The organism is Pseudomonas sp. MAG733B (assembly GCF_036884845.1).
Classification (GTDB): Bacteria; Pseudomonadota; Gammaproteobacteria; order Pseudomonadales; family Pseudomonadaceae; genus Aquipseudomonas.
This window is the reverse complement of record NZ_CP145732.1, coordinates 700,437-715,992: the sequence shown is the minus strand read 5'-3', so window position 1 is coordinate 715,992 and position 15,556 is coordinate 700,437. Positions and strand designations below refer to the sequence as shown.

The following is a 15,556-nucleotide window of genomic DNA, read 5'->3' as shown; positions in this document are numbered from 1 at the left end:
ACTCCTAGAGATTGTCGCCTGGCTGACAGAGCGTGAAACGGCCCCGAGGCATGATCCGTCACCCTACAGGAGGAATAACAATGAAAAAAAGCCTCGTTGACCATCTCAGTCAATACGCCGCGTACCACCGTGACCCGCGCAACATCGCCACCCACTTCATCGGCATTCCGCTGATCGTGGTTGCCGTCGCCGTGCTGTTGTCTCGTCCGCAGTGGGCCGGGGGCTGGCTTTCACCGGCGGTGCTGGTGTCTTTGGCCAGCGCATGGTTTTACCTGCGTCTGGAACTGCGCCTCGGGGTGTTGATGACGGTGTTGCTGGGGCTGTGTGTCTGGGCGGGTCAGGTGCTGGCGCAGCAAAGCACGCTGGTCTGGTTGAGCAGCGGTGTGGCGTTGTTCGTGATCGGTTGGGCGATCCAGTTTGTCGGGCATCACTACGAGGGACGTAAACCGGCGTTTGTCGATGATGTGACTGGGCTGATTGTCGGGCCGTTGTTTGTGGTGGCTGAGCTGGCGTTCTTGCTGGGGATGCGGCGGGAGTTGAAAGAGCAGATCGAGGCGCGGGCGGGGGGTGTTCGAGTCAATCCGAAGCGTGCGGCTGTTTAGATCGCAATCGCGAGCAAGCTCGCTCCCACAGGGTTCTGTGTCGTTCACAAATCCACTGTGGGAGCGAGCTTGCTCGCGATGCTTTTAGATGTTGGCGAGTTTCTGCCAGACCTTCGGCTTGAAGAACAGGGTCTCGCCCTTGGCCAAACCAATCAGGCTGTCGTGATCCTTCACCACTTCGGCCTCGATCAAATCAGTCTGGCCTTCAACCTTCAGCGTCACCCGCGTCGTCGCGCCAAGCGGACGAATATCGCGTACTTCCGCCGCATGGTGATCGTCCAGTTCATGGCGCGACAACGATACTTCGTGCGGACGGAACAGCACGTGGTTGTCCTCGCCCAGATGCAGACGGTTCGAGTCACCGAGGAAGTGATAAACGAAATCGCTGGCCGGGTTTTCGTAGACGTCACCCGGTGAACCGATCTGCTCGATCACACCCTTGTTCATCACCACGATACGGTCGGCGACTTCCATCGCTTCTTCCTGGTCGTGGGTCACGAACACCGAAGTCAGGTTGATGTCTTCGTGCAGGCGCGCCAACCAGCGGCGCAATTCTTTACGGACCTTGGCGTCGAGGGCGCCGAAGGGTTCGTCGAGCAGCAGCACTTTCGGCTCAACCGCCAAGGCGCGGGCCAATGCGATACGCTGACGCTGACCACCGGAGAGTTGTTCCGGGTAACGATCCGAAAGCCAATCCAGCTGCACCATGTTCAGCAATTCGTGGACTTTCTCCGCGATCCGGCTTTCGTTCGGGCGCTGGTTTTTCGGCTTCATGCGCAGGCCGAACGCGACGTTGTCGAACACCGTCATGTGGCGGAACAAGGCGTAGTGCTGGAACACGAAACCGACGTTGCGATCACGCACGTCGTGGCCGGAAACGTCTTCACCGTGGAACACGATGTTGCCCTGATCCGGGGTTTCCAGACCGGCGATGATCCGCAGGAGGGTGGTCTTGCCGCAACCCGACGGACCGAGCAGCGCGACGAGTTCACCGCTCTGGATGTCCAGGCTGATGTTGTCCAGCGCCTTGAACGCATTGAAATTCTTGCTGACGTTACGCACTTCGATCGACATGAATTATTCCTCCGCGGCGCTGGCGCGCAGGCGGTTAATACGGTTTTCGCTCCACTGCTTAAGCAGCAGGATGAAGAGCGCCATGATCAGCAACAGGCTCGCTACCGCGAACGCGGCCACGTGGTTGTATTCGTTGTAGAGGATCTCGACGTGCAGCGGCAGAGTGTTGGTCACCCCGCGAATGTGCCCGGAAACCACCGATACCGCACCGAACTCACCCATGGCCCGCGCGGTACACAGCACCACGCCGTAGATCAGGCCCCATTTGATGTTGGGTACGGTGACGTGCCAGAACATCTGCCAGCCGTTGGCACCCAGCAGGCGCGCGGCCTCTTCTTCCTGTGTGCCTTGTTCCTGCATCAGCGGGATCAGCTCACGGGCCACGAACGGCACGGTGACGAAAATCGTCGCCAGCACGATGCCCGGTAGCGCGAAGACGATCTGGATGTCGTGATCCTGCAACCACGGCCCGAACAGGCCTTGGGCGCCGAACATCAGCACGTAGACCAGACCGGCGATCACCGGTGATACCGAGAACGGCAGGTCGATGAGCGTCACCAGCATGCTCTTGCCGCGAAACGAGTACTTGCTCACGCACCACGCAGCGCTGACGCCGAACACCAGGTTCAACGGCACCGAAATCAGCACGGCGATGACCGTGAGTTTCAGCGCCGACAATGCGTCGGGCTCGAAGATCGCGGTGAAGAACGCACCGAGGCCGAGCTTCAAGCCCTGGGACACCACAATGAACAGCGGCAACAACAGGAACAGCGCAAAAATCAGCCAGCCAAGGCCGATCAGGATTCGCCGCGAAGTCGCACTGCCACGGCGGGCAGCGTTGGCCGAAGAGGCGGCAGCAATTGACGATTGGGACATGGGTGCGCCTCCTTATGGGGTTTCAATGCGGCGCTGCAGCAAGTTGATCAGCAGCAGCAAAATGAAAGAAACCACCAGCATCAGTACACCAATGGAGGTAGCGCCGGTGTAATCGTACTGATCAAGTTTGACCATGATCAGCAACGGCAGGATCTCGGTTTTCATCGGCATGTTGCCGGCGATGAAAATTACCGAACCGTACTCGCCGACCCCGCGGGCAAAGGCCAGGGCAAAACCGGTCAACCAGGCAGGCAGCAGCGCCGGCACCAGGATATGGCGGAAAACCTGCAATGGTTTCGCACCGAGGCACGCCGCCGCTTCCTCCACTTCACGAGGAATATCGGCCAATACCGGCTGTACGGTACGTACTACGAATGGAAGTGTCACAAAAGTCAGGGCAAGGGTGATGCCCAGAGGGGTATAGGCGATCTTGAAACCCAGATCCGCTGCAAACTGACCCACCAGACCGGTAGGGGTATACAAAGCAGTCAGCGCAATACCGGCCACCGCCGTGGGCAATGCGAACGGCAGGTCGATCATGGCGTCGATGATTTTGCGCCCAGGGAAGGTATAGCGCACCAGCACCCAGGCCAGCAGCGTGCCGATGATGCCGTTGATGATCGCGGCATAAAGCGCGGTGCCGAAGCTCAGTTTTAACGCCGCCAGCACTCGTGGTGCCGAGATGATTGCCCAGAACTGATCCCAGGTGAGTTGAGCGGCATGCACGAACATCGCCGCCAGTGGTATGAGCACAATCAGGCTGAGGTACACCAAGGTGTAGCCCAGCGTCAGCCCGAAGCCGGGTATGACGGGGGAGATACGACGCGACATAAAAGTCCTTGGTTGAGAACGCACAAAGCCCCGAAAGTAAATCCGGGGCTCGTTGATGGCTATTTAAGATTACTGTGCCTGGTAGATCTGGTCGAATACACCGCCGTCATTGAAGAACTTCGGTTGTGCGGTTTTCCAGCCGCCGAAGTCCTTGTCGATGGTCACCAGCTCCAGTTTCGGGAACTGCTGGGCGTACTTGGAAGCCACGTCCTTATCCCGTGGACGATAGAAGTTTTTCGCCGCAATTTCCTGGCCGGCCGGGCTGTACAGGTGCTTGAGGTACGCTTCGGCGATCTGCTCGTTACCTTTTTTCTCGGCGTTTTTGTCGACTACAGCTACCGGAGGCTCGGCAAGGATCGACAGCGAAGGCACGACGATCTCGAACTTGTCGGCACCACCGTCTTCTTTCAAAGCCAGGAAGGCTTCGTTTTCCCAGGCCAGCAACACGTCACCCTGACCGTTGTTGACGAAGGTGATGGTCGAACCGCGAGCACCGGTGTCCAGCACAGGCACGTGCTTGAACAGGGTTTGCACGTATTCCTTGGCCTTGGCTTCGTCACCACCGTTGGCTTTCAGGCCATAGGCCCACGCCGCGAGGAAGTTCCAGCGCGCACCGCCGGAGGTTTTCGGGTTCGGCGTGATCACCGATACGTCATTCTTGACCAGATCGCCCCAGTCCTTGATGCCTTTCGGGTTGCCCTTGCGCACCAGGAACACGATGGTCGAGGTGTAAGGCGTGCTCGCTTCCGGCAGACGCTTCTGCCAGTCCGCCGGCAGGGTCTTGCCGAGCTTGGCGATTTCGTCGATGTCACCCGCCAGGGCCAGGGTCACCACGTCAGCACGCAGACCGTCGATCACCGCTCGGCCCTGCTTGCCCGAACCACCGTGGGACTGCTGGATTTTCACGGTGTCGCCGGCGTGGTCTTTCTGCCAGAACTTGACGAACTCGGCGTTGTAATCCTGGTACAGCTCACGAGTCGGGTCGTACGAGACGTTGAGCAGCTCGTAATCCTTGGCAACCGCGGAACCAGCAAAAAGGGCACTGGCCAAGGCGGCCAAAGCGAAGTGACGAATCGACGACATGGTGAAAGCTCCTGGAATTCTAATTGTGTTGGCTAGTTCTTATGGATTTCTGGAATCGCGGTGCCGGTTCAAAGATTGCGTCAGCTCGGTTTATTACCCGGCTGCTGCAAGCGGAATTTTTCCTTGCGCTCGATCTGCACCACCTGAGCGTTGTGCACGGTGATTTCCACCGCGCCGAACCGCAGATCGCGCAAGGCGCTCTGGATTTCACGCAAGATGGTTGCTTCGTCCTGGCCGTCAACGCTACGTAGAGATGCGCTCATGGTGCTGCTCCTTCGACTGTGTGGTTGCCTGGCAGTGGCGGCACTGCTTGCGGCGTGGAACCAATAGTAGAGAGGCGCGGATATTCTTAAAAAGACTATTTAAGAATGTTTATATAACCAGAAGACATTATTTGGCGGGACAAGGGTTTGCGCAGCGCTATTGGCCCCAAGATCAAAAGATCGCAGCCTTCGGCAGCGCCTACAGAGGTACACATTCCCCTGTAGGCGCTGCCGAAGGCCGTGATCTTTTAGCGATTAACGAATGACTGGAGCATGAGCCCAATCCAATTGCCCAGCCGGCACCGGCCGCCCAAACCAATAACCCTGACCCAGATGGCAGCCGTGTTCGAGCAGGAATGCCGCTTGTTCAATCTGCTCGATCCCTTCCGCATGCACCTGCATGCCCATGCTCTGCGCCAAGGCGATGATCACCCGCGCAATAGCGGCGTCATCCTCGTCCCAAGGCAACCCGGCGACAAACCCTTGATCGATCTTCAACTTCTGCACTGGCAAGCGCTTGAGCCGCAGCAGTGACGAATAACCCGTGCCGAAATCGTCGATGGCCAGCCGCACACCCAACTCGCGCAGGCGATGCATCTGCTCCAGCGCGACTTCCGGGTCTTCCATCACCGCGCTCTCGGTGACCTCCAGCTCCAGACAGGCCGGATCCAGTCCGGTCTCACACAGCACCTGCGCCACTTGCTGGTACAACTCACGGCGAGCAAACAGCCGCGAGGAAACGTTCACCGCGACAAACGACAACACCACGCCGGTCTCCTGCCAATGGCACATTTGCCGGCACGCCTGCTGCATCACCCAGGCGTCGATTTCGGCGATGAGTCCTGTTCGCTCAGCCACCGGGATGAATTCGGCCGGCGACACCAGGCCTCGTAGCGGATGCTCCCAACGCACCAGAGCCTCGACGCCGATCAACCGGCGGGTCTGAAGGTCGTGAACCGGCTGGTAATAGACCCTCAACTCTTGTTGATCCAGGGCGCGGCGTAACTCGAAGGCAATCTCGACCCGCTGCTGGGCGTGGGCGGTCAACTCCTCAGTGTAGAGCGCGTAACCATTGCGGCCGGCACTCTTGGCCTTGAACAGCGCGGAATCAGCATTGCGCAACAACTGTTCAGCGCTCAGGGCATCGCCTGGGAACAGGCTGATGCCGATGCTGGTGTTGATGAACAGCTGATGCCCGTCGATTTGGAACGGCTCCTTCAGACCCTCGATGATGCGCTGGGCCAGCGCTGCGGCCTGACCCAGCTGCGGACAGCTCTCGGCCAGCACCGCGAACTCATCGCCGCCCAGTCGCGCCAGGGTGATGCCTGGCCCGAACATCGCCTTCAAGCGCTCCGCTACCGCTTTGAGCAACTGGTCGCCGATGGTGTGTCCGAGGCTGTCATTGATCATCTTGAAATGATCCAGGTCGATCATCAGCAACGCGCAACCGCGCTTGTGGATCTGCGCCGAAGCCAGCGCCTGTTCGGTGCGATCAGTGAACAGCAGGCGATTGGGCAAGTCCGTCAGCGGATCGTGGTGCGCCAGGTGCATCAGTTCTTGTTCGGAGTTCTTGATCGCGCTGATGTCGGAAAACACCGCGACGTAATGGCTGAGCTGCCCCAAATCGTCGCGAATGATGCGGATGGTCTGCCATTGCGGGTAGATTTCACCGCTTTTGCGCCGGTTCCAGATTTCCCCGCTCCATTCGCCCACGCTGTCGAGGGTCGAGAACATCGCCTGATAGAAATCCGCCGAATGACGGCCGGACTTGAACAGGCTGGGGCGCTGCCCTAGCACCTCCTCGCGCTGATAACCGGTGATCTGCATGAAGGCCGGATTGACGTGAACGATCAAGCCTTCGCGATCAGTGACCAGCACACCTTCACGGGTGCAATCGAACACCGCAGCCGCCTGTCGCAAGCGCTCACGATCTTCGCTGCGTTCGCGCAACCTGGCGCCGATTCCCAGACAACGCAGCAAGCGCGTCCGGGCAATGAAGATCAACCCCGCGCTGAATATCACCCAGGCATAACCGTTGATCAGTTGCCACTGTGATAGCTCGACTGAGCTATCGAAGAAACTGTTCAATAAATAGTCACTGCCCTGCAGCCAGACCACAGAAAGCAACAGGTAAAGCAGCGCTGTGCGCACGGCATCGCGATAGCTGGCAGACATAAGGCTGTCCATGTCCCTACAAAATTGCCGGGATTATAGGTGAATGACACATCCAGCCACTCTTATCTGAAAGGGCGACTGGTTTTCTCTGTGGGCTTGGTGATAATGCAACGGCTGTTTTTTTCTTTATCGAGGGCCCTATAGCCTATGTGGTACGAAGGTTTTCTCGGCTTGTCGCCCTGGTCACTGGTGGCAGTCACCCTGCTGATGACCCACGTGACGATCGTCGGCGTCACGGTCTATCTGCACCGTTACTCAGCCCATCGCTCGCTTGAGCTGAATGCTGGCCTGAAACATTTCTTTCGCTTCTGGCTGTGGCTTACTACGGCGCAGAACACCCGCGAGTGGACCGCCATCCACCGCAAGCACCACGCCAAGTGCGAAACCGAAGATGACCCGCACAGCCCGGTCGTCAAGGGCTTGTCCACGGTGCTGCGCAAAGGTGCCGAGCTGTACCGCGCCGAAGCGGAAAACCCCGAGACCCTGCGCATCTACGGCAAGAACTGTCCCGAAGACTGGATCGAACGCAATCTATACACCCGCTTTCCGCTGCTGGGCGTGGCGATCATGGGCGTCATCGACCTGCTGCTGTTCGGCACCATCGGCATCACCATCTGGGCCATCCAGATGATGTGGATTCCGGTGTGGGCCGCCGGCGTGGTCAATGGCTTGGGGCATGCTGTCGGCTACCGCAACTTCGAATGCCGCGATGCGGCGACCAATCTGGTGCCATGGGGCATCCTGATCGGTGGCGAAGAACTGCATAACAACCATCACACTTACCCTAATTCGGCAAAACTGTCGGTGAAGAAGTGGGAATTCGACATGGGCTGGGCCTGGATCAAAGTCTTCAGCTTCCTGCGTCTGGCCAAGGTCCAGCGCGTCGCGCCGATCGCCCACCGCGTCGAAGGCAAGGGCAGCCTGGACATGGACACCGCCATGGCGATCCTCAACAACCGCTTCCAGATCATGGCCCAATACCGCAAATTGGTAATTGGCCCGCTGGTCAAGCAAGAGCTGGCGAAGGTCGATCACTCGGTCCGCCACCAGTTCCACCGCGCCAAGCGCCTACTGTCCCGGGAAACCAGCCTGCTGGACGAAAAGCATCACGTACGCATCCAGAACATGCTCGAGCACAGCCAGGCGCTGAAGGTAATTTACGAAAAACGCCTCGCATTGCAGCAGATCTGGGTCAAGACCAGTTCAAATGGTCACGACATGCTCGCCGCCATCAAGGACTGGGTGCATGAAGCCGAAGCCAGCGGGATTCAATCCCTGCGTGACTTCGCCGATCAGCTGAAAACCTACTCCCTGCGCCCTACCGCTGCCTGACTGTGGCGAGGGAGCTCGCTCCCGCTCGGCTGCACAGCAGACGCAAAACCGGCGACGCGTTTTAAACGGATAAAACGCGTCGCCAATACCGCCCGGCGGGAGCAAGCTCCCTCGCCACAAAATGCGGGAACTTCGCTTCAAATCCCCCCTCTCAAAGACACTTCGCCATCCAGGCGTGCTTCGTTGTGGCCGCTTCGAACTTAAGGCGGTGCATGCCCTTTGAGATTTGTACCGATGGTCAATGAAAACCTGAAAGACCGTACTCCAACGCAGTGGCCCGAGGCCGCGCAAACCCTGATGGCGCTGATGCGTGCCCAAGGTGAAGTGGCGCGCCTGAGCGAACGCGAGCAACTGTTCAGCACCCTGCTGGTGAGCGTCAACGCGGTGCTTTGGGCCTTCAATTGGGAAACCCGCCAGGTGCTGTACGTCAGCCCCGCCTATGAACGGATTTTCGGCCGATCCGCCGACCTGCTGCTGTCCGACTACAACCAGTGGCGCGACAGCATTTACCCCGACGATCTGGAACACGCCGAGCGCAGCCTGGCGGAGGTGCTGGACAAAGGCGCCGTCGAAGACCGCGAATACCGCATCATCGACGCCGAGGGCCAAGTGCGCTGGCTCAGCGACAAATGCTTCATCAACCGCCAGGCAGAGCCGGGCCAACCGGTGATCATCGTCGGCCTCGCCGAAGACATCACCGACAAAAAGCACATGGAAACCGAGCTGCAACGCTTGGCCACCACCGATGCCCTGACCCAGAGCAGCAACCGCCACCACTTCTTCGATGGCGCGCATCAGGAGTTCGAACTGGCACGGCAACAAGGCACACCGCTGTCGTTCCTGATGCTGGACATCGATGACTTCAAAGTGATCAACGACACCTACGGCCACCAGGAAGGCGACAACGTGCTGCAACACATCGCCGACAGCGGCCGCGCGGCGCTGCGCCGTGGCGATCTGTTCGGGCGCATTGGCGGCGAGGAGTTCGCTGCGGTGTTTCCCGGCTGCACGCCGGAGATGGCCCTGCAAGTGGCCGAACGCCTGCAACGGGAGATCCAGCGCTTGAGTTTCGACCACGATGGCCAGACTTTCGGCATCACCGTCAGCCAGGGCCTGACCAGCCTCACTGCCGAGGATGAAAACGTGGAAAGCCTGTTTGCCCGCGCGGATGCGGCGATGTATCAGGCCAAGCGCGACGGCAAAAACCGGATTGTCGTGGGCTGACAGGCCCGACACGTATCTCCTGTGGGAGCCTCCCACAGGAATTCCCGTACTCCTTACTTCTTGCGCATCCGCATCAACTCCGGCAACCCGATCTTGAGCAGTCGCGCCGTCCGACTCTTGGCCAGCTCTTCGATGCCTTCATGCTCAGTCAGGCGCGCCAATTGCGCCGCCATGTTCATCACCAAGGCTTCGCGGGAGTAAACCCCGCCACCGAGCTGGTAGGCCGCCGCAATCAGCTGTCGCAGCTCCAGCGGCAGGCGCCAGCGCGTACGTAGGGCCGAACCGTACGCCGCGCCAAATTCGGCAAGCGCTTCGCCCACCTCCTCCTGCTCGTCCAGCTCGCCACCGGCCTGCTTCCATTCCTGCAAGCAACGCAGCAACGCCAGATCACCCAAGCGATGCAACATGCCAGCGCAATAGCAGCGCGCCTGATCCAGATCCAGCAGGCGCGCCAGCGTCCGGGCGTATTCGGCCGTGTGCAGCGACAGGTCCCAATAACGCTCGGCGTAGTCCGCTAAATATGGATCACTGAGTTTGGCGCTGCGCTTGAGGGCCAGGCCCAGAATCAGGTTCATGCTTTGCCCGGTGCCCAAACGCTGCAGCGCCTGAGCCAGGGTTTGCACTGCGGCGCCATGATGCTGGGCTGCGCTGTTGGCAGCGGCGATCAGCACAGCGGTGATTTGCGGATCTGTGCGGATCTCGTCCTCCAGTTTTGTCAGATCGAGGCCGTTGGGATTGAGGCTGCGCTTGACCGCCAACTGCACGTCCGTCATCAGCGGCGCACCCTCCGCCAGTTCACGACGGCGCTCCAGATACACCGACAAGGTCATGCCCGGCGCCAGCGACGGCACCTCACACGAGACTTCCTCACCAGCGTTGAGCAGCAAATCCTGCAAGCGATGGGTCAGGCTTTCCATGTTCAGCGGTTTGGTCAGATACGCGGCGGGCGCCAGCGGCAGGGCTTCGCGCACACTGGCGCTGTCGTTGCGGCTGCTCATCAGAATGAAGGGCAACGGTGGATTGCGTTTGCGCTGACGGACGCTGCGCAACACATTCAAGCCATCGACACCGGGCAGCTCCCAGTCGACGATCACCAAGTCATAAGGGTTGGCTGCCAGCAGCTCCAGCGCTTGTTGGCCGTCGGCGCACAGATCCAGCCGCGCGTCGCAACGTACATTCAACAAGACTTCCTTGAGCAGGTCCCGTGACCACGGGTCGGCCTCGGCGATCAACACTCGTGGAACGGCGGGTAAATTGACGACTGTCATACGGCTCTCCCTGGCAATGCCTGAACCTTAGCGAATGCTGGCCTTGCGATACAGCGCTAATACGCGGGTTATATTTCGGTTGGCATAAAAAAACCCGCCGAAGCGGGTTTTTTGTCGATCAGGTCACACTAAGCGATCACAGCTCGGAGAAGCACTCTTCGATGATCGCCAGACCTTTATCCAGTTGCTCGTCCGGCGAGGTCAGCGGTACCAGGACGCGCAGAACGTTGCCGTAGGTGCCGCAGGACAGCAGGATCAGACCCTTGTCGCGAGCCTTGGCCACAACCGATGCCACAGCGGCAGCGCTCGGCTTGTGGCTGTCGCCGTTTTCGAACAGCTCGACAGCGATCATCGCGCCCAGGGCACGGACTTCGCCGATCACCGGGTACTTGGCCTGGATAGCCTTCAGGCCAGTGACCAGACGCTCGCCGACAGCCTTGCAGCGGTCCAGCAGGTGCTCTTCTTCGAACACTTCCATCACGGCCAGGGCCGCGGCGCAAGCGATCGGGCTACCGGCGTAAGTGCCGCCCAGGCCGCCTGGAGCGATGGCGTCCATGTATTCGGCCTTGCCGCACACACCGGCCAGCGGGAAGCCGCCAGCGATGGATTTGGCGAAGGTGGTCAGGTCGGCAGCAACGCCCATCTGTTCCATGGCGAAGAAAGTACCGGTACGGCCAGCGCCAGTCTGTACTTCGTCAGCGATCAGCAGGATGCCGTGCTGGTCGCACAAGGCACGCAGACGCTTCATGAATTCTTTAGGCGCAACATAGAAACCACCTTCGCCCTGAACCGGCTCGATGATGATCGCTGCGATGTCACGTGGCTCAGCGTCGTTCTTGAAGACGCGCTCGATGCTCGCGATCGAATCGTCGATGCTCACACCGTGCAGTTCGTTCGGGTACAGAGCGCGGAACACGCCGCCTGGCATCAGGCCCATGCCGGCCGAGTAAGGCACGACTTTACCGGTCAGGCCCAGGCTCATCATGGTGCGACCGTGGTAAGCGCCGGTGAAGGCGATCACGCCGGCACGGCCAGTAGCGGCACGGGCGATTTTCACGGCGTTTTCTACAGCTTCGGAACCGGTGGTGACCAGCAGGGTTTTCTTGGCGAAATCACCTGGCACCTTGGCGTTGATTTTTTCGCACACTTCTACGTACGGCTCGTAGGCCAGAACCTGGAAGCAAGTGTGGGTCAGCTTGTTCAGCTGTTCGGTCACGGCAGCGATGATTTTCGGGTGCACGTGGCCGGTGTTCAGTACGGCGATGCCGCCGGCGAAGTCGATGAACTCGCGACCTTCAACGTCGGTCACGGTCGCGTTCTTCGCGGACTCGGCGAAGATCGGGTGAATCTGGCCAACACCACGTGGAACTGCATTGGTACGGCGGGCCATCAAAGAAGCGTTAGTCTTGCTCATAAAGTCCTCATTCGCCGCTCATCGGGCGGCGTGGTTCAAGGAAAATGCAGCGGGGAGTCAACGGTGGCAGCATGCGATGATCGACTGCCACGGCGTTCCCGGCCACAGAGAAAATTCCGGTTTGAAACAACGCAAAGGGACAGCGCTCTCGTGCCCTTTGCGCTTGAAGCAATGCCTCGCCGGGCTTAGATGCCCAGGCAGAGGTATTTGATTTCCAGGTAATCTTCGATGCCGTACTTGGAGCCTTCACGGCCCAGGCCCGAGGCCTTGATGCCGCCGAATGGCGCGACTTCGTTGGAGATCAGCCCGGTGTTGACGCCGACCATGCCGTATTCCAGGGCTTCAGCCACACGGAACACACGGCCCAGGTCGCGAGCGTAGAAGTACGAGGCCAGACCGAACTCGGTGTCGTTGGACATCGCGATGACTTCGGCTTCGTCTTTGAAGCGGAACAGCGGCGCCAATGGACCGAAGGTTTCTTCCTTGGCCACGGCAGCGTTCTTCGGCACGTTGGTCAGGATGGTCGGTTCGAAGAAGTTGCCTTCCATCGATTTACCACCAGCCAGTACGGTAGCGCCTTTGGCAACGGCGTCAGCGATGTGTTCTTGCACCTTGGCCACGGCTTTTTCGTCGATCAGCGGGCCAGTGGTGGTGCCGTCTTCCAGACCGTTGCCGATCTTGAGCTTGGCCACAGCCACTTTCAGTTTTTCGGCGAACGCGTCGTAGACCGAATCCTGAATGTACAGACGGTTGGCGCAGACGCAGGTCTGGCCGTTGTTGCGGTATTTGGAAATGATCGCGCCTTCGACGGCCTTATCCAGGTCCGCGTCGTCGAACACGATGAACGGCGCGTTGCCGCCCAGCTCCAGGGACACTTTCTTGATGTCCTTGGCGCATTCCGACATCAGTTGACGACCGATCTCGGTCGAACCGGTGAAGGACAGTTTGCGTACGATCGGGTTGCTGGTCAGCTCGCTGCCGATGTCGCCGGCGCTGCCGGAAACCACGCTGAACACGCCAGCAGGGATGCCGGCACGCTGGGCCAATTCGGCCAGGGCGAAGGCGGAAAACGGAGTTTGCGAAGCAGGCTTGAGGACCATGGTGCAACCGGCGGCCAGGGCCGGGCCGGCTTTACGGGTGATCATCGCGGCCGGGAAGTTCCACGGGGTGATTGCAGCGGTCACGCCGATCGGCTGCTTGATCACGATCAGGCGCTTGTCTGGCTGGTGGCCCGGAATCACGTCACCGTAGATGCGCTTGGCTTCTTCGGCGAACCACTCGATGAAAGAAGCGGCGTAAACGATTTCACCCTTGGCTTCGGCCAATGGCTTGCCTTGTTCCAGAGTCATCAGGCGAGCCAGGTCGTCCTGGTTCTCGATGATCAGCTCGAACCAGCGACGCAGTTTGTTCGCACGTTCCTTGGCGGTCAGTGCACGCCAGGCCGGCAGCGCTTTGTCAGCGGCTTCGATTGCACGGCGGGTTTCGGCAGCGCCCATTTTCGGCACGCTGCCCAGAATTTCGCCCGTTGCCGGGTTGTTGACCTTGATCGTCTGACCATTGTCCGCATCTACCCAAGCGCCATTGATGAAGGCTTGCTGGCGGAACAACTGGGTGTCTTTAAGCTGCATGTCGGCTTTCCTTAACAGCACCGCGCACGCGCGGAGCAAATTATGATTGTAGAAAGGCGCCTCAGTAGGCTGCCGTCAGGGAAATCATTCACCGGGCTGAAGCACATAAATAGCGCACTGATTGAACTCGTGCGGTTCAGCACCCAGACAAGAGCGTTTGAAATCTCAAACGAATCCTAGGATCAAAGGGGGTAAAGGACAATAGGGCGTTCGAAAAAAAGAACGAAAACCTCTTTTTTGCTGCATTTTTCTGATCAACGTAGCAAACGCAGGTTACGCTTTGGAAAAACGCAGGCGATTCAGCAGCATGGACGCCCGCAATGCATATGAGTATCATGGCGCCCGCATTGCACCAGTAGCTCAGCTGGATAGAGTACTGCCCTCCGAAGGCAGGGGTCGTGGGTTCGAATCCCGCCTGGTGCACCATACGTAGAAACGAGAAAGCCTCAGGCCTTAAAGGTCTGGGGCTTTTTTGCATTCAGGATTTGGCAATTGCTGTCACCCCCTGAAACACCTACCTTATTCTGCATTTTCCTCCATGCGTTCAATATGGCGACCAATGCCAGACAACGTATTGCGCACAGAATCTGAAAGAATTGCCTATCCGAAACAAAGGCTGTTTTTTCTGAAACAAGCGCTAATGCAGCAATTGTTGACCCGGATTCGCCGAGTCAAGGTAGAAGCTTCGTAATGAAAAACACTGACGTGATCCTCTACAGCACAGAAGACGGTCAAGCTCATTTTGTTCTCCATGAAATGGGTGACCAAGCCTGGTTAACTCAACTGCAACTGGCTGATCTGTATCAAACCACCAAACAGAACATCAGCCTGCACGTGCAGAACATTCTGTCCGAGGGTGAGCTTTCGGAAGGGGCAACCGTCAAGGAAAACTTGACAGTTCAAACTGAAGGCTCACGTCAGGTCAGCCGTAAGCTCGCACATTACTCGTTGCCTATGATCATCGCGGTAGGCTACCGCGTACGTTCAACTCGCGGCACCCAGTTCCGCCAGTGGGCAACCCGCACCCTAAGCGAGTACATGACCAAAGGCTTCGCAATGGACGACACCCGTCTCAAGGAGCCTCGCTGGGATTACTTCGATGAACTGCTCGAACGCATCCGCGATATACGCTCGTCGGAGAAGCGCTTTTATCAGAAGGTCCGGGATCTGTTTTCCCTGGCAGAGGACTATCGAGCAAATGAACAGGACACCGCACGGTTGTTCGCCGAAGTACAGAACAAGCTGTTTTTTGCTGTGTCCGGCTACACCGCCGCCGAACTGATCGTGCACCGCGCCGATGCCAGCTCGCCAAACATGAACCTGCTCAGTTTCAAAGGCGAACGGGTACGCAAAGCGGATGTAGTGATCGCAAAAAACTACCTGAATGGCGAAGAGCTGGATCAGCTCAATCGCTTGGTCAGCATGTTCCTGGACTTCGCCGAACTAAGAGCCAAACAACGCGAGCACATAAAACTAGATGATTGGTGCAGGTATATCGACAGCTTCATGGCCTTCAACGAACAACCAATGCTGCGCACCGCAGGCAGCGTTAGCCACGAGCAAATGAAGAATGTTGCCCATGAACGTTATGAAGCATTCGATCAAAAGCGCAGAAGCACAGAAGCGCGAGAGATAGACGTTAAAGAACTTGCAGAGCTGGAACACCTGGAGAAGCGCCTGAGTAGCCACATAAAACCAACCTGATGGCTCCCACGCCTGAGTTACAACGCGTTAAAGATGAATTTTAAGCGGCTACACGCTCATCTCATCAAGACTGAAAACATCT

Annotated in this window: 13 protein-coding genes and 1 tRNA gene; 5 read left to right on the top strand and 9 right to left on the bottom strand. The window is 58.6% G+C overall.

The genetic code is table 11. The annotated features are described in order from the left end of the window. Positions 1-80: 80 nt before the first annotated feature. On the top strand, positions 81-602 hold the full coding sequence (locus V6Z53_RS03305) for an Mpo1-like protein (RefSeq protein ID WP_338584132.1): 522 nt from the start codon (positions 81-83) through the stop codon (positions 600-602). A gap of 84 nt (positions 603-686) precedes the next feature. Here V6Z53_RS03305 and V6Z53_RS03300 read toward each other — a convergent pair whose 3' ends face one another. The 6 genes from V6Z53_RS03300 to dibA form a co-directional block, all read right to left on the bottom strand. Continuing rightward, positions 687-1,676 (bottom strand): sulfate ABC transporter ATP-binding protein, encoded by a 990-nt coding sequence (locus V6Z53_RS03300; protein WP_338584131.1) that lies wholly within the window; start codon positions 1,674-1,676, stop codon positions 687-689. Between the two features lie 3 nt (positions 1,677-1,679). After that, entirely contained in the window at positions 1,680-2,552 is an 873-nt protein-coding gene (gene cysW / locus V6Z53_RS03295) for a sulfate ABC transporter permease subunit CysW (RefSeq protein ID WP_027922271.1), read from the bottom strand. Between the two features lie 12 nt (positions 2,553-2,564). Then, on the bottom strand, positions 2,565-3,383 hold the full coding sequence (gene cysT, locus V6Z53_RS03290; protein WP_034148416.1) for a sulfate ABC transporter permease subunit CysT: 819 nt from the start codon (positions 3,381-3,383) through the stop codon (positions 2,565-2,567). Between the two features lie 69 nt (positions 3,384-3,452). Further along, positions 3,453-4,466, bottom strand: coding sequence for a sulfate ABC transporter substrate-binding protein (locus V6Z53_RS03285; RefSeq protein ID WP_338584130.1), 1,014 nt, complete (start codon positions 4,464-4,466; stop codon positions 3,453-3,455). Between the two features lie 80 nt (positions 4,467-4,546). Beyond that, entirely contained in the window at positions 4,547-4,729 is a 183-nt protein-coding gene (gene oscA, locus V6Z53_RS03280; protein WP_022643503.1) for a sulfur starvation response protein OscA, read from the bottom strand. A 255-nt stretch (positions 4,730-4,984) separates the two neighbouring features. Then, positions 4,985-6,904, bottom strand: coding sequence for a phosphodiesterase DibA (gene dibA, locus V6Z53_RS03275; protein ID WP_338584129.1), 1,920 nt, complete (start codon positions 6,902-6,904; stop codon positions 4,985-4,987). Between the two features lie 147 nt (positions 6,905-7,051). On the opposite strand from dibA, the gene desA reads away from it, so the two are divergent. After that, positions 7,052-8,236: a delta-9 fatty acid desaturase DesA gene (desA, locus tag V6Z53_RS03270; RefSeq protein WP_338584128.1), complete on the top strand. Its 1,185-nt coding sequence runs from the start codon at positions 7,052-7,054 to the stop codon at positions 8,234-8,236. 234 nt (positions 8,237-8,470) lie between these two features. Then, positions 8,471-9,460, top strand: coding sequence for a sensor domain-containing diguanylate cyclase (locus V6Z53_RS03265; protein ID WP_338586441.1), 990 nt, complete (start codon positions 8,471-8,473; stop codon positions 9,458-9,460). 53 nt (positions 9,461-9,513) lie between these two features. On the opposite strand, the gene V6Z53_RS03260 is transcribed toward V6Z53_RS03265, so the two are convergent. The 3 genes from V6Z53_RS03260 to gabD all read right to left on the bottom strand — a co-directional run bounded on the left by V6Z53_RS03260 (position 9,514) and on the right by gabD (position 13,770). After that, complete coding sequence (locus V6Z53_RS03260; RefSeq protein ID WP_338584127.1) at positions 9,514-10,728, bottom strand: response regulator; 1,215 nt, start codon at positions 10,726-10,728, stop codon at positions 9,514-9,516. Between the two features lie 136 nt (positions 10,729-10,864). Then, entirely contained in the window at positions 10,865-12,142 is a 1,278-nt protein-coding gene (gabT, locus tag V6Z53_RS03255; RefSeq protein WP_338584126.1) for a 4-aminobutyrate--2-oxoglutarate transaminase, read from the bottom strand. Between the two features lie 185 nt (positions 12,143-12,327). Beyond that, positions 12,328-13,770, bottom strand: a complete 1,443-nt coding sequence (gabD, locus tag V6Z53_RS03250) for an NADP-dependent succinate-semialdehyde dehydrogenase (protein WP_338584125.1) — start codon at positions 13,768-13,770, stop codon at positions 12,328-12,330. A 349-nt stretch (positions 13,771-14,119) separates the two neighbouring features. Between gabD and V6Z53_RS03245 the strand changes: the two genes are divergently transcribed. Then, a tRNA-Arg gene (locus tag V6Z53_RS03245) sits at positions 14,120-14,196 on the top strand. A gap of 264 nt (positions 14,197-14,460) precedes the next feature. Continuing rightward, positions 14,461-15,474, top strand: coding sequence for a virulence RhuM family protein (locus V6Z53_RS03240; protein ID WP_338584124.1), 1,014 nt, complete (start codon positions 14,461-14,463; stop codon positions 15,472-15,474). The last annotated feature ends 82 nt before the right edge of the window (positions 15,475-15,556 follow it).

What these genes read in the sequence shown, in the direction of transcription:
- V6Z53_RS03305 (WP_338584132.1), top strand. Translation starts at nt 81, where the DNA reads ATGAAAAAAAGCCTCGTTGACCATCTCAGTCAATACGCCGCGTACCAC.
- V6Z53_RS03300 (WP_338584131.1), bottom strand. Translation starts at nt 1,676, where the DNA reads ATGTCGATCGAAGTGCGTAACGTCAGCAAGAATTTCAATGCGTTCAAG.
- cysW (WP_027922271.1), bottom strand. Translation starts at nt 2,552, where the DNA reads ATGTCCCAATCGTCAATTGCTGCCGCCTCTTCGGCCAACGCTGCCCGC.
- cysT (WP_034148416.1), bottom strand. Translation starts at nt 3,383, where the DNA reads ATGTCGCGTCGTATCTCCCCCGTCATACCCGGCTTCGGGCTGACGCTG.
- V6Z53_RS03285 (WP_338584130.1), bottom strand. Translation starts at nt 4,466, where the DNA reads ATGTCGTCGATTCGTCACTTCGCTTTGGCCGCCTTGGCCAGTGCCCTT.
- oscA (WP_022643503.1), bottom strand. Translation starts at nt 4,729, where the DNA reads ATGAGCGCATCTCTACGTAGCGTTGACGGCCAGGACGAAGCAACCATC.
- dibA (WP_338584129.1), bottom strand. Translation starts at nt 6,904, where the DNA reads ATGTCTGCCAGCTATCGCGATGCCGTGCGCACAGCGCTGCTTTACCTG.
- desA (WP_338584128.1), top strand. Translation starts at nt 7,052, where the DNA reads ATGTGGTACGAAGGTTTTCTCGGCTTGTCGCCCTGGTCACTGGTGGCA.
- V6Z53_RS03265 (WP_338586441.1), top strand. Translation starts at nt 8,471, where the DNA reads ATGGTCAATGAAAACCTGAAAGACCGTACTCCAACGCAGTGGCCCGAG.
- V6Z53_RS03260 (WP_338584127.1), bottom strand. Translation starts at nt 10,728, where the DNA reads ATGACAGTCGTCAATTTACCCGCCGTTCCACGAGTGTTGATCGCCGAG.
- gabT (WP_338584126.1), bottom strand. Translation starts at nt 12,142, where the DNA reads ATGAGCAAGACTAACGCTTCTTTGATGGCCCGCCGTACCAATGCAGTT.
- gabD (WP_338584125.1), bottom strand. Translation starts at nt 13,770, where the DNA reads ATGCAGCTTAAAGACACCCAGTTGTTCCGCCAGCAAGCCTTCATCAAT.
- V6Z53_RS03240 (WP_338584124.1), top strand. Translation starts at nt 14,461, where the DNA reads ATGAAAAACACTGACGTGATCCTCTACAGCACAGAAGACGGTCAAGCT.